Source organism: Metabacillus malikii (assembly GCF_030813355.1).
GTDB classification, from domain to species: domain Bacteria; phylum Bacillota; class Bacilli; order Bacillales; family Bacillaceae; genus Metabacillus; species Metabacillus malikii.
Window position 1 is genome coordinate 45021 of record NZ_JAUSUD010000001.1, and the last position, 20648, is coordinate 65668.

Genomic DNA, 20648 nt, shown 5'->3' on the forward strand with positions numbered 1-20648 from the left:
CCTAACCTATAGACACTATATATAGAATGACCTTATTAAGTCTATATATTGGTGTTTAGGGGTCTGGTCCTTTAAATTGAGTCACCCTCTTTTCACTAAATCAAGTTTAAGTAGATGGACGGTTTGGACCATTTAATTTTTTGTCATCATTATTACGAGCTTTTTCCTCTGAAGCCTGTTGCTTCCCTTTGTTTTTCTTAGCCATAATAGCACCTCCTAAAGATTATTGTGTACAAGCTCTAGGTTTTCCATTCAGCATGTAAAATTTGTCGATCAATGGTTATATTTACTTTCTTTGCCGAATAACAACTAGTTTTGTCAAGTGTGAAGGGAGTAGCGAGTTACTAGCGAATACTACTCCTAAGAGGAGGGAGAAAGGTGAAAACTATGATTGATAAATGTATAATTGAAGCAAAACTGGCGGACTTAGAAAGAGAATTACAAACACTTGAGGAAGTTTTCATGGAGAAAAGTAGTTTTAATAAGTTGGAAAATCAAGTGTATAGTGAGGCAATCCGAATAGAAGAACAATTATCAACAATGATGGTTAAATTAAGTGAACAAGAGCAACAAGTGAATAAAAAAGCACTAAAAACATCGACTTCCCGAATTGCGATTGCAACATATATGTAAAAGTTAGCTTGAGATGGTATGATTAAGCAGAGGTGATGATGTTGACGATAGAAGTTACTTCAAGGAAGCTTCTGCAAGAGCTCATGAAATGTAAACAACGTTTCGAACAATTAGAAACAAAACCTGAAAAATCAGAGACATATTTTTATCATAATGTAAAACCTGCATTTGAACATATAATGGAAATCGTTTCACTTTGGGAACCAATGGCGAGGAAGTGGGTTTTAGTAAATAAACCTAAAAATATTCACACTTCCCAAATTGATTCAACTGTTGAAAATATTGAACATATCGTTTTACAGTCTTTCTATAAGGATACAAATAAACAAAGGTTTCAAAATATGTATCATTCAGTAGAATTTGTCATTACTGCAATTTTCACTGGAGTAGAATTAAAAAAACAATAAAATAGTCAGACCCTAGGACGCAACTTTCTAGTTGAGAATAAGGGTCTGACTTTAATTACGTCTTTATTACTTTTTCTCAACTTTAAACGAGACAGGTAGTTTGTTCTCTGTAGCAACAGGTTCAATTGCATACTCTACATATTCTTCAACCTTCCTAGGTACTTCTTTACCACGCTGTTTTATTGTCGGTGTATGACCTTTTTGTTTATGATTAAAGTGCTTTCCTCTAGCCATTATATAACCACCTTTATAAGATTGATTTTTTTCACCTCTTAGGCCTTTTAAACATAAAATATAACCAACAAAGGCTTTTTTCTATGGAATAGATCCTTACTTAACATTCAAAAGGAGGGTGTGAATTGTATCATCCATATCCAAATCCATATCCAATTCTACAGAATAGAACAGGCTCCACTGTAAATAATGTGAATTATACACATGTAAATCCTTATCAGTTTACACAGTATGAACAACCAATCATGCCAAACTATACTCAACAACAGTATGCACAGCAGGATTTTCCCCCCCAGCAACAAATGGCTTTTATGAATAGTCCGCTACCTTCGATTAGCGATAATTATTATGGACCGACACCATATATGTCACCATACCCTAAGCCGGCACCATTCATAAAACCTGCATCACCAGTACAATCGTTATTATCACAATTTAAAAAATCAGATGGCCAAGTCGATTTCAATAAAATGATTGATACTGCAGGTCAAATGATGAATGCAGTGAATCAGATGGGGGGGTTATTTAAGGGTGTTACTTCACTATTCAAATAATTTATTAAGAGCATGTGATGTAGCTAAAGCATCCTTGCTCTTTTATTTTTAAAACAGTAATTCATATACTTCATTGAGTTGGTTTCCTCTTATAAAATCTTGTTCATTGAATGCATATTTAATCTCTTTCGGAAGTACATTGTTTAGGAAATGAATCTCTTCCTCATCTAATACCCTTACAAATTCTACTTCAGAGTTGTAATCCTTTGTTTTTAACTTTTTATATATGCGTAAACAAATTGCGTTATCTTCATAATTTGAAAGTGCTTCTCTTAAATACCCTAAAGTAAAATCCAACGTAAATCATTCCTTAAAAAAGTTTTTAAATTTAGATGAAGGTTCTTTACCCTGTATATATGGATTTTCATTTGAAACATTTTCTGTATCTAGATTAGTTTTAATGACTAAGCTCGGGGAGTGAGATGGTTCTGCGATTAACCTGTCACTTAATTCATTAAAATCAGGAAGGTTCTGCTGCTCTTTATTGTTCATATAAACACCTCCTGTAATAGTGTTCGTTTTCTTTAATATTTTATCTAACGTAAAAATTGTTAATTAAAACATAATGTCAATGAAATGTGAAAGAATATAGTCTGAGGTGAAGACATGGAGAAAAAACAAAGCCGTGTAAAAAAGTTTAACGAAGTTACAGCTTCAGCAAAGGACTTGTCTAAAGATCCAACACCGGAAAATAATCCTAAGTATGGGAGTAAGTCACATAAAAATAGCTGAAAAAGATGAATCATAGGATGTATAATCCTATGATTCATCTTTTTATTGGTTGTTTTCATAATCCAAAATTAACCTTCCTCAATCTTAATCTGCTTAGATTTTTTTGGGATAGTTATAAGAAGTGTACCTTCTTTAAAAGAGGTTTTCATTTCATTTTCCTTTACTGCATACGGTAGTATAATCGTCCTAGTGATACTGTCGTGTGATGTAAAGCTTCGGAATGTTGATGAATTTTCATTATACTCTTTATACTCTTCGTGATTCGAGATTGAAATCGTCAAATATTCGTTAAATAGCTCTAATGACAATTGTTCCTTTTTTACAGGCGGAAATTTTAAATCAATGTGATAATTAAGATCCGTTTCATACGTATTGACATGAATTTGACGTTCGGGAAAAGAATCAAGGACAAAATGGTCAATGTCATTCATAAATTGCTTTAACGGTTCCGAACGGAAGAACTGGTCTACAATTTGAAAAAAGTCAATTGGCTGGTTAGCATGATTAGACTTACTGTCTATATGTTTATCCTTTTTACTCATTATTTTCCTATCCCCCTAACTAGCATTTTTTATCATATTATATGAACTTTACAAAAAAAGGTTTATGTATCTACATCTTTTCTATAGGCTCTTTTCTTGTGCTATTTATGAAAACAAATTTGTTAATCCTAAATGGTAAACAATAGTCCGAATGTAAATAAATGTTGTTGTAAACAAATGCTAAGAAGTTTCACTTCCATTACGAACGTTCATTCGATAAAATAGAAAAATACAAATGGTCGAGAGTGGGAGGACTTTGAGGTGGAATTTAGAAAATCATTAGAGACACTAATAGAGTCATTAAAGCAAGAAAACGAATTTCGTGAACAAATTGTACATTGGCATACAATTCCTCCAAAACAAGCAGAAACAGTTAGCATGCCGAATTCAATTGATAACCGGTTGCAACAAGCTTTAAAGAAACGGGGAATATTAGAATTATATACTCATCAGGCTGAAGCTTTTCAACATGCTATTCAAAATCGGAACTTTGTTGCAGTGACTCCGACAGCCTCTGGTAAAACATTATGTTATAACCTTCCAGTTCTTCAACAGGTCATTGAGAATGAAAGTAGTCGGGCATTATACTTATTTCCAACAAAAGCATTAGCTCAAGACCAGAAATCAGAGCTCAATGAACTTATAACTGAAATGGGAGTTCAAATTAATTCTTATACGTATGATGGAGACACGTCACCAGCAATACGGCAAAAGGTGAGAAAAGCAGGTCATATTGTCATTACAAACCCTGATATGCTCCATTCTGCCATTTTACCTCATCATACAAAATGGGTTGCACTTTTTGAAAATCTAAAATATATTGTGATCGATGAACTTCATATATACCGGGGGATATTTGGTAGTCATGTGGCAAATGTGATAAGAAGGTTAAAAAGAATTTGCAGGTTCTATGGAAGTAATCCACAATTTATATGCACTTCTGCTACAATAGCAAATCCACGAGAATTAGCTGAAACATTAACTGGTGAAAAGATGGAGTTAATTTCACATAATGGTGCACCATCAAGTAGAAAGCATTTTATTTTTTATAACCCTCCGATTGTAAATAAGCCACTTAATATTAGGAAAAGTGCAACTTTAGAGGTTAGAAAATTAGCGGCTCACTTTTTAAAAAACAAGATACAAACAATTGTCTTTGCAAGAAGTAGGGTCAGAGTTGAGATTATTTTGACTTACCTACAAGAGTTAATAAAAAAAGAAATAACACAAAAATCAATTCGTGGTTATCGTGGCGGATACTTACCAAAACAGAGACGTGAAATTGAACAGGGACTAAGAAATGGGGACATATTAGGGGTTGTAAGTACTAATGCTTTAGAACTTGGAGTTGACATCGGTCAATTACAGGTGTGTATTATGACGGGCTATCCTGGGACAATTGCCAGTGCATGGCAACAAGCAGGGAGGGCTGGCAGAAGGCAGGGAGAGGCCGTAATTATTATGGTTGCTAGCTCTAGTCCACTTGATCAATATATTATTAAAAACCCCGATTACTTTTTAAAACAGAATCCAGAAACTGCAGTAATTAATCCGAACAATTTAGTTGTACTTGTGGATCACTTGAAATGTGCTGCTTTTGAGCTTCCCTTTAACGATACAGACACATTCGATGGTTTAGAATTAGAGGATATCCTTCAATTTTTAGCAGAAGAAAGAGTGCTGCATTATAATGACCATAAATACTATTGGATGAATGATTCATTTCCAGCACATAATATAAGTTTGCGGTCTGCATCACAAGAAAATGTTGTCATTATTGATCAATCAGATCTCGCTAAAGTAAAAGTTATCGGGGAGATGGATAGATTTAGTGCGATGACACTTTTACATGATGAAGCTATTTATTTACACCAAGGCGTCCAGTTTCAAGTAGAAAAACTAGATTGGGAAGAAAAAAAAGCATTTGTTCGAGAAGTGAAAGTAGATTATTTTACCGATGCAAATTTAGCGGTTCAATTAAAAGTGTTAGAAGAAGATAACAAAGAAATCTTTGAAAAAATCGAATATGGTTTTGGTGATGTGACTGTTCAAGCAATGGCAACGATATTTAAAAAAATTAAATTTGATACACATGAAAATATTGGCTCAGGTCCTATTCACCTTCCAGAAGAAGAACTGCATACGAATGCTGCGTGGGTAAGTCTAAATGATAGTATTACAGTTGATTTTAAAGAAAAGCGACTTGAAGAATCTCTAATCGGTGTTGCTAATGTCATACAGCATGTTGCACCATTAAAGGTAATGTGTGATCCATCAGATTTACATGTCATTGCACAAATAAAGGCTATCCATAATCAAAAGCCAACGATTTTTTTATATGACCGATATCCTGGTGGTGTTGGACTCGCTAAGAGATTATTCGAATCTTTTGATATCGTAATAGATGAGGCGCTCCGTTTATTAACCGCGTGTCCATGCCAAGAAGGGTGTCCGTCTTGTATAGGAACCGATAGTAGTTCAAAATCAATCAAACTAGATACGCTTACTCTTCTGGAATTTTTAAAGGATGAAATGTATGTCACTAAAAAATAAACTCAATCGTATGAAAAAACATATGGTAAAAGAAGAAGAGCAATCTTCTTCACAAAATAATTTTCCGTCCGACAAAAAAGTAGACTGGGAGAAATATCAAACAACAATCTTTTCATATGAAAAGCAGTATTGTTTCATTAGGGAAGTAACATACCCATTAGAATATCAACACGGTCTATATAAATTAAGTGATATTCATCGTGTTGTAGCAATGTGGAATAATAGCAATTCAACACATCCTCTGTCTTGTAAAGGTCACGTGGCGAGTGATTTATTCTTTTTTGATACTGAAACGACAGGTCTCGGTGGTGGGGTAGGGAATACAATCTTCCTATTAGGCCAAGCACAAGTCTTTCATGACCGAGTTGTCGTAAAACAATATTTATTACCTGGACCAGGTAATGAAGTCGCACTATATCAGAGCTTTTTGCAAGATATTAATAGCAAGACACTTGTTACTTACAATGGTAAGGCTTTTGATTGGCCACAAGTGAAAACAAGGCATACTCTTTTAAGAGAGTCTGTTCCGAAATTACCAGCCTTTGGTCATTTTGATTTATTCCATGCATCTAGAAGACTTTGGAAACAAGAACTAGATTCAGTAAAGTTGGCTAATGTTGAAAAGGAAATATTAGGTATTAAACGGAAGGATGATATACCTGGATACTTAGCACCTATGATATACTTCCAGTTTGTAAAAGATAATCAACCAGATATAATCGAAGGTGTCTTAAAACACAATGAAATTGACGTATTATCCTTAATAACATTATATATACATTTGTCGTTAAAACTATTAAATGTTGATAATGAAGCGAGTGAAGATGAGCATTATCAGATTGCTAGATGGTTAGATTATATTGGTGATAATAATTCAGCTATTTCTGCCTATCACTCTCTAATGGACAAAGGGAACCATCATGAAGTGAATTCAAAATTCCAATTGGCCTATCATTATAAAAAGCGTAAAGAGTGGAAAATGGCAACAATGTACTGGATAGAAGTGATTAACGCCGCAAACGATGACATATTAATGATTAATGCTGCGATAGAGCTTGCCAAATATTACGAACATCAAGAAAAAAATTATGTTCAAGCAATATACTATACAAAAATTGCATGTGATCAATTAATGTGTAACAATACAGAGGATACTAAACATAAATATTTGTCAGACATTGAAAAAAGACTTGAGAGGCTAAAACGTAAAAGTAGCTAATATTCCCCGGGGAAGCGCAAAAAACGAGTAATTTCGTCAATGTTTAATGTTGTGTTAACTATCTTTAGACGAATTAATCAATCTGACTATTATTAGTCAATTAAAGAGAAAATAGGTAGTTGCATTAGTACATGTATATCCCTTTCATCATAGGCTAGAAGTGTAAGATAAGATAAATGACTGAAAGGAGAATGTATTATGCATTGTAGACCAAAAGTTATGGCTCCAATCGTACACCCTACTAAATGTTGTGTTGATAATAATTATTCTGAGACAGTTGTACCACACATCCATCCGCAACACACAACTGTTGTAAATCATGAATTTTTCAAGCATCAACATTATTTTCCACAATCACAATCGGTTGTTAATACGGCATCACATCAACATTTTAACGTGTACGGTCCTACACCAGGATTTGGTGGTCCAAGACCTCGTCCGGGGTTCGGTCCAGGTCCATTCGGTAGATAATGATATAAATGGAGCTGAGTTCTTTCAGCTCCTCTTTTGTTACTAAGAAATATTAGCATGCATGGACCAAATTAGATATCTATAGAATTTATCATCAACATTAGAATCATAAGCTAGGTGAAAAAATGAATATTATAACAATTTCAGGATATAAAGCTTTTGAATTAGGGATTTTCAAAAATGATGATAAAGCAGTTCATTATATTAAAAAGGCAATAGAAAAATCATTACACCCAATGATAGAAAACGGTTTGGAATGGGTACTAATTAGTGGACAATTAGGTGTTGAGTTGTGGGCTGCGGAAGTTGTTTATGAATTGCAAGGACAATACCCAAATCTAAAGCTCGCCATTTTAACTCCCTTTCTCAATCAGGAAAATAAATGGAATGAAACAAATAAAGAATATTATGAATTTGTGCAATCTCAAGCGGATTTCATAGATAGTATCTCAAAGAGGGAATATGAAAATCCGTTACAATTCAAGCAAAAAAATGAATTTCTAGTTAGAAAAAGTGAAGGTATTCTCTTAATTTACGATGAAGAAAAACAGGGATCACCTAAGTACATATTAGATGTTGCTAAAAAAAAGAGAGAAAGAAATAATTATTTCATTGAAATAGTTGATTTTTCGGATTTACAAGTAGTCGTTGAAGAAGAGAATATGAAAAACCAAGATTTTTGGTAAAATTAGTCGAAAGGTCGCATTAAAGGACGATGAAATGAAATTGACAATTTAACATATTTCTGAAAAAATAAAAGTTGATGATTTCGCTATAATGAGGTGAAAGAAATGCTTTCAGATAAAATAAAATTAACAGCAAAAGAAATTTTAGAACGAGAATTTAAAACAGGTGTACGAGGCTATAAACAAGAGGAAGTTGATAAGTTTTTAGACTTAATTATTAAAGACTATGAAACTTTTCATCAAGAGATTGAAGACCTTCAACAAGAGAACCTGAGATTAAAAAAACAACTAGATGATACTTATAAAAAACAACCGACTACTCAGACAAACACAACAAACTTTGATATTTTGAAAAGACTTTCGAACTTGGAGAAACATGTTTTTGGAAGTAAATTATACGATTAAATAATACTTCCAAATGTCACCACTTGTGTTATTCCATACAATTAGGTATACTTATTTTTGTTCAGTAACGTTCAGGTAATCGCTGCAATTCTTTATGAGTTGTAGAGGAAAGTCCATGCTCGCACGGTGCTGTGATGCCCGTAGTGTTCGTGCCTAGCGAAGTCATAAGCTAGGGCAATTCATGTTTATGGATTGACGGCAGGGAAAAAGCCTAAGTCCTTCGGATATGGCTTGAATACCTTGAAAGTGCCACAGTGACGGAGTCTTACAAGAAATTGTAAGAGTGGAACGAGGTAAACCCCACGAGCGAGAAACCCAAATAATGGTAGGGGCACCTTCTTGGAGGAAATGAACAAAGAGAAGGACAGATATTTTATCTGTAGATAGATGATTACCACCTGAGTACGAGGTATTGCCGTTTGTAGTACGATGGAACAAAACATGGCTTATCGAACGTTATTAAACAGTATTAAATAACACATACTACTTAAGGGGGCTGAACTTTCAGCCCCTTTTTATGTATACATATTACCAAGTATAATAAGTCAGTTTTTGCAGACATTGATATTATTTACTGAAATCACATAGGTAGTAAAGTGTGTTTATTTTTGTTGTAACAGCTGTATGAGGTACCGTTGGATTTCTTTACTACTATTCATAATTTCAAATCAGCATTTGTTAGTGCAGTATTTAACTGTATGCCAATAATAAAGAAACTAAAATAAGGTATGGTGAAGGATGAAAAAACTATCAATAATAGCAACATCTGCAATGGGTTTAGAATCAATTGTAGCTAAAGAAGTAAGAGACTTAGGGTATGAATGTGTTGTTGAAAATGGGAAAGTAACGTTTGAAGCAGATGAAATGGCAATCTGCCGCGCAAACTTATGGTTACGGACAGCAGACCGAATTAAAATTAAGGTTGGAGAGTTTAAGGCAAGAACATTTGATGAACTATTTGAGGGTACGAAAGCATTAAATTGGGGGGATTATCTACCCGTTGATGCGGAGTTTCCTGTTATAGGGAAATCGGTAAAATCAACATTGGCTAGTGTTCCTGATTGTCAAGGGATTGTGAAAAAGGCAGTTGTAGAAAAGTTAAAACAACATTATAAAACGACAGGATGGTTCAATGAGAATGGTCCATTGTATCGTATTGAAGTTGCCTTATTAAAGGATATAGCAACGATAACTCTCGATGCTAGTGGTGTTGGCTTACATAAACGTGGATTTAGAATTGACCAAGGAGGTGCCCCGATTAAAGAAACATTAGCAGCAGCATTAGTGCTTTTGACTAAGTGGACACCTAATCGTCCTTTCGTTGACCCTTTTTGTGGCTCAGGTACTATTCCAATCGAAGCGGCTTTAATTGGACAAAATATTGCCCCTGGATTTAATCGTGAATTTGCCTCAGAAAAGTGGCATTGGATTGGAAAAGAAAAATGGGATTTAGCAAGAGAAGAAGTAGAAGACAAAGCAAATTATGATCAACCTCTTGATATTCAGGGCTCTGATATCGATCACCGAATGATAAAAATTGCAGAAGCTAATGCAGATGAAGCAGGATTACAAGGGTTAATTCAATTTAAGCAAATGCAAGTGAAGGACTTTACAACAACAAAACAGTATGGAACAATTGTTGGAAACCCTCCATATGGTGAAAGACTTGGAGAAAAAAGAGCTGTAGAGAATATGTACAAAGAAATGGGACATGCATTTGCACCACTTGATTCTTGGAGTATATATATTCTTACTTCTAATGAAAACTTTGAACAAGTTTATGGGAAACCAGCAACAAAAAAAAGAAAACTATTTAACGGCTTTATAAAGACAGATTACTATCAATATTGGTCGTCAATACGTCCCCCTAAAAATAATCTAGAGTAATTTATAATTGTACTATATGATAGAGATGATAGGCTTAAAATATGACAGGGAGGTGCGGAAATGAGTTCAACACAATTAGGACAAAAATATTTTTCGTTGGATGCTGCTCGCGTAGATGCGAGTCCGACTGAAATCATCGTTTCTAATGATGGGAATACATATTATATTATTACACCTGAGGAAATGACTGAAGAAATAAAACAACAAGGCTATAAAGAAATCGAAGGCGGAGAGTAATTTACTCTTCGTTTTTTTATTTGATTTTTTTCTATATATGTTGACATAAAGGGTAGCCGCAAGGAGCTATGAGGCTCACCACCCACCCCGCTATTGCTGAGTACTGTAGCGGAGACAAACCCTAAACGACAACTCAGTTAAAAGCAACAATGTTTACGAAAACAGCCTTCTATTAAAAACTCTCTTCTATTACGAAATGGTGTTGAGGCTACGATGATGGCCTACCTGTTATAGCGACAACATGTATATAATAGGCATAAAAACACTATATGATGTACATAATAAGAATATGTTTTTTTGTGAATTTTTTTGAATTTTTACGAATATACATTTACCAGTAAAAGGATTTTACGGGAGCTAAGTATCAAATTAAGAAAGGTGGAATATTGTTTGATTGAGGATCAACAATTCAGATTGATTTCAAAAGCGTTAAGTTCAACACAAAAATCACTCGAAGAACAAGAAGGCCATACGTCACCTGCTGTTCTTCAAATTTCCCAAGCAAGGGAAGAAATGATAAAGGCATTAACACATGCAACAGAAATTGAACATCAAAGTATAATTGAAACGCTGCTAGAACAGTAAAAGGATTGAGTCGCCATTGGCAACTCTTTTTTTGTGATTTATAGATATATTAATCAAAATAAATAACAAACAAGACAAAAATTTTATCAGATTACAGAATGATGAATGGGTAGTTCTGACTAACTATTTGATTAGTTTTTTATAGGGTTAACATTTATAAGTATCAGAATTGACAAATAGACTTCATCATTAGATAATTGCTTTTTATCCATTTTATATTCACATTTAGATTCAGTACAGTACTATAGTCTATTACTTTAGACAACTGAAAGTTATGGAGGTTCATTATATGGTTACGGCCCGTTTACCCTTTGCAATTAATAAAGAAGAGAATTTTTATCAGGCATTAAGTAATTGGATTGGTGATGTCTTCTACGATATCCTTCCTGAAAATGGTTTTGAATTAAGAGATGAACAAATTTTCATGGCTTTTCAATTAGAAAGAGCTTATCAAGACAAACAAGTCATGTTTGCTGAAGCAGGGGTCGGTACGGGAAAAACAATTGTTTACTTGCTTTATGCATTAGCCTATGCAAGATATACAGGTAAGCCTGCTATTATTGCTTGTGCAGACGAGACGTTAATTGAACAACTTGTTAAGCAAGAGGGAGATATAGCAAAGCTTTCGGAAATATTAAATATAGAAATGGATGTACGGCTTAGTAAAACACATAGTCAGTATTTATGTCTAAATAAACTTGATGACGTCCTTCAAAGAACGGGTGATGACAAATACTTGGATGTATATCAATCATTACCTAGCTTTGTTCATGAAAAAGCAGGAATGCAACATTTTACCCCATATGGAGATCGGAAAGAATTCAATCATTTATCTGATGAAGAATGGGACAAGATCGGTTGGGATACATTCCAAGATTGTTTTACATGTTCTAATCGCCATCGTTGCGGTTTAACGTTATCTCGTGACTATTATCGAAAAGCGACAGATATTATCGTTTGTTCACATGATTACTTTATGGAACACGTATGGACATCCGAATCAAGAAAAAGAGAAGGACAACTTCCATTATTACCAGATTATAGTAGTGTTGTTTTTGATGAAGGACATCTATTGGAATTTGCTGCACAAAAGGCACTAACTTATCGGGTCAAGCAAAGTTCTTTGCAATTATTTCTCGAGCGTTTGTTACAAAATGAAATACGTGAAGAATTGGCCTATTTGGTTGAGGATGGGTTAGCTATTAATGATGAATTCTTTTACCAACTTAGTCTCTCTTCTGCTGCTGTTGATGGGTCGGAACGTTTAAAGATAAATAAAGAGGATAATATACAAAAATTAGCAGTGAAGCTACAAAGTAAATTATCCGAAATTAGTGAAGCGTTAGTCTTTGAAGGAGAGCTTTACACGATCGATGACTATGAGTTGAAGATTGTAGAAGAATATATTGACCAAATGGAATACTCGTTATCATTATTTACGAAGCGAAACAATGCTGTTAGCTGGGTTGAAGAAAAGAATAATGATTATAGCTTAGTCATCATGCCTCGAAAAGTTGAAGAGGTATTAAAAGAAAAAGTATTTTCTATGAAAAAGCCATATATATTTTCTTCTGCAACTCTTTCAGAAGGGAAATCTTTTGACTTTATCGCAAATAGTTTAGGGATTAATGATTATTTGTCACTATCTGTTGACTCTCCGTTTGATTATGAGGAGCAAATGAGTATTCAACTACTTACTGAAAAACATCAATCAAACAAATTTCTTAAAACCGTAGAAGAAATAAACAAAACAGGTGGACGTGCATTACTGTTATTTGCTAGTAATAAAGAATTAAAATGGTTTAAGAGAAAGTCAGAGGAGATTTCATGGGATTTCCCAATACTTTTTGAAGGTGATAAAGAAATTAGTTCACTAGTTAAAGATTTTCAAAGAAATGAACAGACAGTTCTTTGTGCAGTTCATTTGTGGGAAGGATTAGATATTCCAGGCCCGTCATTGTCCAATGTCATTATTTGGTCACTTCCTTACCCTCCAGATGACCCAGTTTTTGAAGCGAAAAAATCAGACAAACAAAATCCATTTAAAGAAGTGGATATACCTTATATGTTACTGAGGTTAAGGCAAGGGATTGGCAGATTAATACGTACAAACGGAGATAAGGGAATCATAACGATATTTCTTAATGATACCGATAACGATATAATCGAGCAAATTATAACTGTATTGCCTGTAACACCATTAAAAGGATAGCATATTAGCTATCCTTTTCTGATATACTTAAAAGCATTTATATGGTTAAAAAGCGATAAAGTAAGGAGGAGTAAAAATGAAGCAAACAGAACAAGAGTTTATCAATTACATAAAGAAAATGCAAAGTTATGAAGAAGCAATCAATGTTATGTATTGGGATATGCGTACAGGAGCACCAAGAAAGGGAATTGAACAACGTTCTGAAGTAATTGGGATGTTATCTACAGAAGCTTTTCAAATGCTAGTCTCAGACCAAATGAAAGATTACTTAGAAACGTTATCAGAGAAACATACATACGATTCTCTACAGGACATAACAAAAAAGGCTATCGACTTACTCAAGGAAGAATATCACAAGAAAAAAGTTATTCCACCTCAAGAATACAAAGATTATGTTATCCTCTGTTCAAAGGCTGAGTCTGTTTGGGAAGAGGCGAAAAATAAATCAGATTTCCAATTATTCGCTCCATACTTAAAGAAAATCATTGATTATAATAAACGGCTTATTTCATATTGGGGCTATTCAGGAAATAAATATGATGCATTATTAAATGAATATGAACCAGGTATGACTGTTAAGGAGCTAGACAAGGTTTTTGCTCAAGTAAGGGAAAGAATTGTCCCGCTTGTACAAGAGGTTTCGAATTCTACTTATCGGCCAAAAAATGAATTTTTATACGATTACTTTCCAAAAGCAGAGCAAAGAAAAATTAGTGAATACTTTCTGAATGAACTTGGATATGATTTTGAAGCAGGTAGATTAGATGAGACAGTTCACCCTTTCGAAATTACATTAAATCGTGGAGATGTTAGGGTAACGACAAAATATGATGAATATGACTTTCGCTCAGCAATATTTGGTACGATCCATGAAGGCGGTCATGCAATATATGAACAAAATATTTCAGCATTACTTGAAGGAACTTTTTTATGTAGTGGCACATCTATGGGGATTCATGAGTCACAATCGCTTTTTTATGAAAACTTTATAGGCAGAAGTAAACAATTTTGGAATCGTTATTACAAAACTTTACAGGATTCGTCTGTTACACAATTTGAACATGTTGAAACTGAACAATTTTATGAGGCTATAAATGAAGCAAAACCATCCTTAGTCCGGATCGAAGCTGATGAATTAACGTATATTCTGCATATCATTATTCGTTATGAAATCGAAAAAGCGTTGTTTAATGATGAGCTAACAGTTGAAGAATTACCAAAAGTTTGGAATGAGAAATACGAACAATATTTAGGGATTACACCCCCAAATGACGCAAAAGGTGTTTTACAAGATGTTCATTGGGCTGGAGGTAGTTTTGGTTATTTTCCTTCTTATGCATTAGGTTATATGTATGCAGCACAATTTAAACATGCGATGGAAAAGGATATAAATAAATTTACTCAACATATAGAAGAGGGTCGATTCGAAGTTATAAAAAATTGGCTTACAAAAAATATACACCAGTACGGGAAAACGAAAAAGCCATTAGAAATTTTACGAGATGTAACAGGTGAAGGTTTAAATGCTCAATATTTAATTGATTATTTAGAAGAAAAATATCGCCGTATATACAATCTATAATCCATATTAAATCGACTCTTTTAAATGATTATAGGCTAGCTGAGTTGATGCCAGACAACTGGAAGGTGTGACATGAGCAGCAGGATATTACATCGAGAATTATAAATAGCTGACGCACTGCCAATTGTCGTACACTTAGGACTGCACTTTATGGGATATAGAAAACAAGTAAAGCACATCGAATAAATCAATGATGACTTATCGTAGTAAAGGTAGATGACCCTAAGCGTATGAATTTGTCTTATGATTTGTTAGCAATCCAAAATAAATAACTGTCTCATAATATTACATTTCATCTTATTTGATAATATGTTTGCTTTCTTCTTCTTTATCTGTTATGATAAAGAAGAATTATTTTTGTTCGGTCTGTAAGGAAAGAATAAGTATTTAAACTTTTCGCCTTTGATATCTAATTGAGCAAGGATAGTAATACATTGTGGTTTAACCACACAGGAGGATACAAACATGCAACAAGGTACAGTAAAATGGTTTAACGCAGAAAAAGGTTTCGGATTTATCGAAGTAGAAGGTGGAGATGATGTATTCGTACATTTCTCAGCTATCCAAGGCGAAGGTTTTAAATCTTTAGACGAAGGTCAAAAAGTAACATTTGATGTTGAACAAGGTCAACGTGGACCACAAGCAACAAATGTAAACAAAGCATAATTTTTGAAAAAGAACCCTTTTATTGGGTTCTTTTTTTTTGCCTTTTTCTAGAATTTTGTAAATTTAGGCAAATATAAGAGTTATATACTTATTGTAATTTACATCCCATCATCAACTACGTATAATCATAATAGAATTACACATTCTTAAATATGGGAGCAAAGTGGGATGAGAGTAAAAGACGTAACGATAACAGGGGAAATAAATTTAAAAAAACTAATGGAGTTAGCTGAAATAGCTAATCAGTATGAATCAGATATCCACCTTGTTGGTGAGACGTTTAAAATTGATGCTAAAAGTTTAATGGGGTTATTAGCTTCAATTAGAACTGGTTTAAATGTTACGATTATGGTAAAAGGTGAGGATGAAGAATTGGCATTAAAAACAATAAAAACTTTATTAATGGCTTAATATGAAGGTGTTTTCTTATTTGAATCAATTTAACTGATTGGTTGAGCTGATTTCTAGACTCCTGTAACGTTGTAAACTGAGGGGTTAAAATAGCGGGGAGACTTACCCATTGACGTACAAACTATGGTGTAACATTGCAAAGTATAAGAAATCTCAATGAGCACCTGTATAGTCTATAATATGAGGAAGGTAATCTATATATTTGTTAGTCGCAGCGCCGAAGCTATGACTTTTAGCACTCCGACTCCTGCGATGATTAACATATAACTACAACTAAATATAAAGATACATTGTATACGTAAATAAACTGTCTTATGCTTTTAAAGTGAAAAACAGGGTCTAAAAAAAATAGGCCCTGTTAAATCATATATCAACCTTCTAAAATCCGTTCCTTTTGTTCAATATACTCTTCTTCTGAGAGAATCCCTAAATCAGCGAGTTCTTTTAGCTTCTTTAGTTTTTCGAAATTATCAACGGCTGAATTTACACGTTGACCTTTGATAAAATGTATTTGTTCGTCGATAGTCGTTTTTAATTCTAGAGCAATTTCTCTTTCACTTTTAGAGAATTCAATTGTATTGTTTATTTTTTCACGTTTATCTTCATTTTTCCCACAATCAATAATGAGTGAGCCTGTTGTAGCTAAACCAGGTTGTTTTAAAATAATGTCCTCAATGTTTTTATAATGGATTAGTTTTACCTTGTTAAACTTTCCAAACAACCCATGATGAATAACTTCAATACTGCTTTGATATAAATAGATGGTTGTTTTACTTCCTTTTTTAAAAATAAATTCTTTAAATGCTAACTCGGCCATGCTAATCCCCTCTTCTATCAAAAATACTCACGATAATTTGTTTTCCATTTCCTCTTATTTTACATAAAATCCTTAAAAATGTTAAGAAGAGAATAAAAAAATAATCGTTTTTGTCGTATTTTGATTTTTTATTAAAATAATTGTCATGAAAACAATAAACTTATTACACACATATATAGTAGTGATTACGAGTTTATAAAGGATAGTATTTATTTAGAAAGCCATACTAAGATTATAAATTAGGCTGTCCATAAATAAAAAATCGAATAATGAGGTGCATATATGAATATTATTCGCTCAATTAGTAGTTGGAATGCAGGTAGGATTGAAAAAAAAATAAACGAAATGAAAGATATAGGGAACTGTCCTGATTGCAAAGGTAATGGGTTTATCACTACTATCGCCAGTTATTATACTCCGAGTTTTGATTTACTTTATGATTGTCCTGGATGCAATGGTACTGGTCAATATTCAGAGTGGGAAATGCAGCAAAATCCTATGTGAATTTTTCACATCATATTGTTCAATTTTTGGAAAGTTTAGTTGACGGATAATTTAAAACTGCATGTACAGAATAATATTGCTTTATCAAATGTAAGGGGGAGATAAAAATGAAGTGGCAAAAATTTTTACTTTCAAAATTACAGGAACGACAAGATAAAAACATTGCCCTTGCAGTAGATACCTCAACTAATCCAAAGAATATAGAGTTGATTCAAAATATTGTAAAGCTGTTTAATGAGGTATGTCCCGAAGCAATGTTAGTACAAGCGGATTTTAAAATTAGAAGTATTACTTCCATAAAGGAAAACAAAATAAAATACTTTAGCCATGGGAAATCTTCATATACAGATGTATTAGAATGGGCCGAGAATGAGAATATAGATTCTTTATTTTATATTACAGATGTGACGGGCTACTTTTACGATGAGTTAACATTTGATAGAGAAGTTTTTTGGTTGGTCCCTGACGAATTTTTGCCAAAGGTACCATTTGGCAAAGCTATACGTGTAGCATAAAGATTAATGTAAAAGCTGATATTAAATATCAGCTTTTACAAGGGGTCTACTAATGTAATAAAAAGATTGCCTTTATTTTCAATCTTAATAGGAATTGTTAATGGGCATTCGTACTGTTCCACATCCATTGTAACGATCATTGGAGTTGATATATCTGTATTAAGACCATGATTCGATAGCAGAGTGGCAATGTTCCCTGTCAACATATTTGCAAATTCACCAATAAAAGAATCAAGTAATTCGCCTGTTACAGGCATACCAAATAATCCTTCACCAATAAAACTATAGACAGGAAGTTCACCTTGAATTGTTATTGAACCTTTACATGCTCCACTTAAATTAATTTTAACTGCACGTAATGATGCATAATCAGGAACTTTCGCTGTAATTTCCCCGATTGAATAAGGAACATTAAGTATCATTTTTATTGATGTCATTGTTCCGTCTAATAAATACTTTTTCACATCATCTCTCATCGTCTTAACTAGTTCCTCCAGCCTATTGTTGTTACTTAATAATAGCATAAAACGAGTCATATGAAATATTCTTTTTTATAGAAAAGAGTTGGAAATAGGTTAATAAATAAAATAGAACTTTACAAGAATTAGCTATTATGAAGGAGATTCTTCGGTTGGATTAGGATATATATAACTGATGGTAATAGGTTTATAAACCAACTTGTTAATTGTTCCTGTAATATGAGGGCGAGTATTTCCATTATTTATCAATGAATCTATTATTTAAGTAAGGTATAATAAAGGTGCACAACAACAACTCCATAAAAACGTCGGTCTTTCCCCATTTTTAGGGAAAGGCTTTTTCTTTTTGGGGATTATTCATATGAAATGCGGCGATTATTGCTGACTATTTGTATTGATATGACCTGAGGTTTGTCGTTTCGTGCCACTTTAACTTCCATTCACTTCGTTAATAATAAGTCATATAATTGCAAATAAAACAGAAACGACAGTAGAGTTAAGGCTTTGAAATCTCTTTTTGTAAAATAATTGGATAACATTTCTTGATATAGGTCAAATTATCTATAGAGGTGACGATATGGCATTTATTGTTTCAGTTGGTAGAGCTTTGCCGAAGTATGAATATCTTCAAGAAAATGTAAAACAATTTATAAAGGAGAATTTTAGAAGTGGCTTTAAAGATATCGATCGGCTATTACCGGTATTTGATAATGGCGGGATTTTGGAAAGACAATTTGTAAAACCAATTGAATGGTATAAAACAGAACATACATTTGAAGAAAAAAACAATACATATATCGAGGTAGCAACTGAATTAGGAGTTAAAGCAATTGATAATTGTTTAAATAATAGTAACATCTTGAATCAACCTATAGAAATATCTGAAATTGATGCCATTTTTTTTGTTAGTAGTACAGGTGTTTCAACACCTAGTATTGACGCGAAAATTATGAACCGTCTACCGTTTAAGGAAACGACAAAGCGAATCCCAATTTGGGGATTAGGGTGTGCAGGTGGTGCGTCTGGGATATCAAGAGCCTTTGAATATTGTAGAGCATATCCTGAGTCATACGTTCTTATTGTAACTGTTGAACTATGTAGCTTAACTTTTCAATTAAGTGATACTAGTAAAAGCAACCTAATCGGGACATCGTTGTTTTCAGATGGTGTTGCATGTACTTGTATAGCTGGAAAGGATGCGCAATTACATAATAAGTTAAGATTCTCAACTTTGCCACTTGTAAAAAGTACGGGATCATCGTTTATGAAAGATTCGGAAGATATAATGGGATGGAATATAAAAAATGAAGGGTTTCATGTTGTTTTTTCAAGAGATATCCCTTCACTAATTACAAAATGGCTTCGTCCACAAGTGATAAAAATGTTAAAAGAGCAAGGCCTAGAGCTAAATGATATTGGCTATTTTTTAGCACATCCAGGTGGTAAGAAAATTTTAGAAGCATATAAAAATGGATTGGACTTTAAAGATAAACATCTTCAAATTTCTGAAGAGGTGTTAAGAAATCATGGCAATATGTCATCAGTCACTGTTATGTATGTGATACAAGAGTATTTAGAACGAGAGGTAGGTTTAGCTGGAGAATTAGGTATAATCGCGGCCCTTGGTCCCGGATTTTCTTCCGAAATGATTCTGATTGAATGGAGGGCTGTTACTTGATTTTTACAATTGTTTTTATCATTTTATTATTAGAAAGAATATCTGAATTAATGATAGCTAAACGAAATGAGAAGTGGATGTTAAGACATGGAGCTGTAGAATTTGGCACTGAACACTATGGTGTGATTGTCGCTCATCATTGCATGTTTTTAATGTGCTTTGCACTTGAAGTCTTATATTTTGATAAATCAATTTCACAATTTTGGATGATTATTGTACCGATTTTATTAATAGCACAGTTTATCCGTTATTGGGCAATCTTATCACTCGGCAATTACTGGAATACAAAAGTAATAATTATTCCTGGTACATATATTGAGGTGAAAGGTCCGTACAAATTTTTAAAACATCCCAATTATTTAATCGTAATAATTGAGATTTTGTTTATACCATTATTATTTAAAGCATATGCCACGGCAATTGTGTTTTCGATACTAAACTTCATTGTAATCGAGACAAGGATACGGGTAGAGGAAGAGGCGTTAGAGCTGTATCCAAATTATCATGAACTATTTTTTAATAAGTCGAGATTTGTTCCGAAACTTGCCAATCGACTAACAAATCACAGAGATACCGACTGACGTATATGAAACAGACTAAGTACATTGGTGTACCTGATGCTGACTCTCATTTTTGGAA

27 protein-coding genes and 1 other RNA gene are annotated in these 20648 nt (G+C 33.4%); 21 read left to right on the plus strand and 7 right to left on the minus strand.

The window, feature by feature from the left end:
- Positions 1-106 precede the first annotated feature (106 nt).
- Positions 107-205, minus strand: a complete 99-nt coding sequence (locus tag J2S19_RS00220; RefSeq protein WP_307335455.1) for a spore protein — start codon at positions 203-205, stop codon at positions 107-109.
- 173 nt (positions 206-378) lie between these two features.
- Between J2S19_RS00220 and J2S19_RS00225 the strand changes: the two genes are divergently transcribed.
- Positions 379-633, plus strand: coding sequence for a hypothetical protein (locus J2S19_RS00225; RefSeq protein WP_307335459.1), 255 nt, complete (start codon positions 379-381; stop codon positions 631-633).
- A 41-nt stretch (positions 634-674) separates the two neighbouring features.
- Complete coding sequence (locus J2S19_RS00230; RefSeq protein ID WP_307335463.1) at positions 675-1040, plus strand: DUF1798 family protein; 366 nt, start codon at positions 675-677, stop codon at positions 1038-1040.
- A 66-nt stretch (positions 1041-1106) separates the two neighbouring features.
- Here J2S19_RS00230 and J2S19_RS00235 read toward each other — a convergent pair whose 3' ends face one another.
- Positions 1107-1274: a hypothetical protein gene (locus J2S19_RS00235; protein WP_307335466.1), complete on the minus strand. Its 168-nt coding sequence runs from the start codon at positions 1272-1274 to the stop codon at positions 1107-1109.
- Between the two features lie 125 nt (positions 1275-1399).
- On the opposite strand from J2S19_RS00235, the gene J2S19_RS00240 reads away from it, so the two are divergent.
- On the plus strand, positions 1400-1828 hold the full coding sequence (locus J2S19_RS00240; RefSeq protein WP_307335469.1) for a YppG family protein: 429 nt from the start codon (positions 1400-1402) through the stop codon (positions 1826-1828).
- A gap of 48 nt (positions 1829-1876) precedes the next feature.
- On the opposite strand, the gene J2S19_RS00245 is transcribed toward J2S19_RS00240, so the two are convergent.
- Positions 1877-2125: a sigma-G-dependent sporulation-specific acid-soluble spore protein CsgA gene (locus J2S19_RS00245; protein ID WP_307335472.1), complete on the minus strand. Its 249-nt coding sequence runs from the start codon at positions 2123-2125 to the stop codon at positions 1877-1879.
- 6 nt (positions 2126-2131) lie between these two features.
- Positions 2132-2320, minus strand: coding sequence for a hypothetical protein (locus J2S19_RS00250; RefSeq protein WP_307335474.1), 189 nt, complete (start codon positions 2318-2320; stop codon positions 2132-2134).
- A 114-nt stretch (positions 2321-2434) separates the two neighbouring features.
- On the opposite strand from J2S19_RS00250, the gene J2S19_RS00255 reads away from it, so the two are divergent.
- Positions 2435-2560 carry a hypothetical protein gene (locus J2S19_RS00255; RefSeq protein ID WP_307335478.1) on the plus strand — a complete coding sequence of 42 codons (126 nt, stop codon included), beginning with the start codon at positions 2435-2437 and terminating at the stop codon, positions 2558-2560.
- Positions 2561-2628: 68 nt separating this feature from the next.
- On the opposite strand, the gene J2S19_RS00260 is transcribed toward J2S19_RS00255, so the two are convergent.
- Positions 2629-3102 (minus strand): Hsp20/alpha crystallin family protein, encoded by a 474-nt coding sequence (locus J2S19_RS00260; protein WP_307335480.1) that lies wholly within the window; start codon positions 3100-3102, stop codon positions 2629-2631.
- A 261-nt stretch (positions 3103-3363) separates the two neighbouring features.
- Between J2S19_RS00260 and J2S19_RS00265 the strand changes: the two genes are divergently transcribed.
- The 13 genes from J2S19_RS00265 to J2S19_RS00325 all read left to right on the plus strand — a co-directional run bounded on the left by J2S19_RS00265 (position 3364) and on the right by J2S19_RS00325 (position 16016).
- A complete protein-coding gene (locus J2S19_RS00265) occupies positions 3364-5655 on the plus strand; it encodes a DEAD/DEAH box helicase (protein ID WP_307335482.1) in 2292 nt (763 codons plus the stop codon).
- Positions 5639-6874: a ribonuclease H-like domain-containing protein gene (locus J2S19_RS00270; RefSeq protein ID WP_307335485.1), complete on the plus strand. Its 1236-nt coding sequence runs from the start codon at positions 5639-5641 to the stop codon at positions 6872-6874. The genes J2S19_RS00265 and J2S19_RS00270 overlap by 17 nt, the downstream gene beginning before the upstream one ends.
- Positions 6875-7072: 198 nt before the next feature.
- Entirely contained in the window at positions 7073-7345 is a 273-nt protein-coding gene (locus tag J2S19_RS00275) for a CotD family spore coat protein (protein WP_307335488.1), read from the plus strand.
- A gap of 125 nt (positions 7346-7470) precedes the next feature.
- Positions 7471-8031: an SLOG family protein gene (locus tag J2S19_RS00280; protein WP_307335491.1), complete on the plus strand. Its 561-nt coding sequence runs from the start codon at positions 7471-7473 to the stop codon at positions 8029-8031.
- A gap of 105 nt (positions 8032-8136) precedes the next feature.
- On the plus strand, positions 8137-8436 hold the full coding sequence (gene gpsB / locus J2S19_RS00285) for a cell division regulator GpsB (protein WP_307335494.1): 300 nt from the start codon (positions 8137-8139) through the stop codon (positions 8434-8436).
- A gap of 67 nt (positions 8437-8503) precedes the next feature.
- An RNA gene (gene rnpB, locus J2S19_RS00290) (RNase P RNA component class B) lies at positions 8504-8890 on the plus strand.
- 284 nt (positions 8891-9174) lie between these two features.
- Complete coding sequence (locus J2S19_RS00295; RefSeq protein WP_307335499.1) at positions 9175-10323, plus strand: THUMP domain-containing class I SAM-dependent RNA methyltransferase; 1149 nt, start codon at positions 9175-9177, stop codon at positions 10321-10323.
- Between the two features lie 60 nt (positions 10324-10383).
- A complete protein-coding gene (locus J2S19_RS00300) occupies positions 10384-10560 on the plus strand; it encodes a hypothetical protein (RefSeq protein WP_307335501.1) in 177 nt (58 codons plus the stop codon).
- A 390-nt stretch (positions 10561-10950) separates the two neighbouring features.
- Positions 10951-11145 carry a hypothetical protein gene (locus tag J2S19_RS00305; protein WP_307335504.1) on the plus strand — a complete coding sequence of 65 codons (195 nt, stop codon included), beginning with the start codon at positions 10951-10953 and terminating at the stop codon, positions 11143-11145.
- 289 nt (positions 11146-11434) lie between these two features.
- Positions 11435-13357, plus strand: a complete 1923-nt coding sequence (locus J2S19_RS00310; RefSeq protein ID WP_307335506.1) for an ATP-dependent DNA helicase — start codon at positions 11435-11437, stop codon at positions 13355-13357.
- A 76-nt stretch (positions 13358-13433) separates the two neighbouring features.
- Complete coding sequence (locus J2S19_RS00315) at positions 13434-14939, plus strand: carboxypeptidase M32 (protein WP_307335510.1); 1506 nt, start codon at positions 13434-13436, stop codon at positions 14937-14939.
- Positions 14940-15404: 465 nt separating this feature from the next.
- On the plus strand, positions 15405-15605 hold the full coding sequence (locus tag J2S19_RS00320; RefSeq protein ID WP_072579812.1) for a cold-shock protein: 201 nt from the start codon (positions 15405-15407) through the stop codon (positions 15603-15605).
- Positions 15606-15773: 168 nt separating this feature from the next.
- Positions 15774-16016 carry an HPr family phosphocarrier protein gene (locus tag J2S19_RS00325; RefSeq protein ID WP_307335515.1) on the plus strand — a complete coding sequence of 81 codons (243 nt, stop codon included), beginning with the start codon at positions 15774-15776 and terminating at the stop codon, positions 16014-16016.
- A gap of 370 nt (positions 16017-16386) precedes the next feature.
- On the opposite strand, the gene J2S19_RS00330 is transcribed toward J2S19_RS00325, so the two are convergent.
- A complete protein-coding gene (locus tag J2S19_RS00330; RefSeq protein ID WP_307335518.1) occupies positions 16387-16833 on the minus strand; it encodes an SHOCT domain-containing protein in 447 nt (148 codons plus the stop codon).
- Between the two features lie 282 nt (positions 16834-17115).
- On the opposite strand from J2S19_RS00330, the gene J2S19_RS00335 reads away from it, so the two are divergent.
- Both J2S19_RS00335 and J2S19_RS00340 read left to right on the plus strand, forming a co-directional pair.
- On the plus strand, positions 17116-17337 hold the full coding sequence (locus J2S19_RS00335) for a methionine aminopeptidase (protein ID WP_307335521.1): 222 nt from the start codon (positions 17116-17118) through the stop codon (positions 17335-17337).
- Positions 17338-17444: 107 nt separating this feature from the next.
- Positions 17445-17852: a VWA-like domain-containing protein gene (locus J2S19_RS00340; RefSeq protein ID WP_307335524.1), complete on the plus strand. Its 408-nt coding sequence runs from the start codon at positions 17445-17447 to the stop codon at positions 17850-17852.
- 35 nt (positions 17853-17887) lie between these two features.
- Here J2S19_RS00340 and J2S19_RS00345 read toward each other — a convergent pair whose 3' ends face one another.
- On the minus strand, positions 17888-18328 hold the full coding sequence (locus tag J2S19_RS00345) for a chemotaxis protein CheX (RefSeq protein WP_307335527.1): 441 nt from the start codon (positions 18326-18328) through the stop codon (positions 17888-17890).
- A gap of 580 nt (positions 18329-18908) precedes the next feature.
- Here J2S19_RS00345 and J2S19_RS00350 point away from each other — a divergent pair.
- Both J2S19_RS00350 and J2S19_RS00355 read left to right on the plus strand, forming a co-directional pair.
- Positions 18909-20009, plus strand: coding sequence for a type III polyketide synthase (locus tag J2S19_RS00350; RefSeq protein ID WP_307335530.1), 1101 nt, complete (start codon positions 18909-18911; stop codon positions 20007-20009).
- Positions 20006-20590, plus strand: coding sequence for an isoprenylcysteine carboxyl methyltransferase family protein (locus J2S19_RS00355; RefSeq protein ID WP_307335533.1), 585 nt, complete (start codon positions 20006-20008; stop codon positions 20588-20590). Before J2S19_RS00350 ends, J2S19_RS00355 begins: the two co-directional genes overlap by 4 nt.
- Positions 20591-20648: the final 58 nt, after the last annotated feature.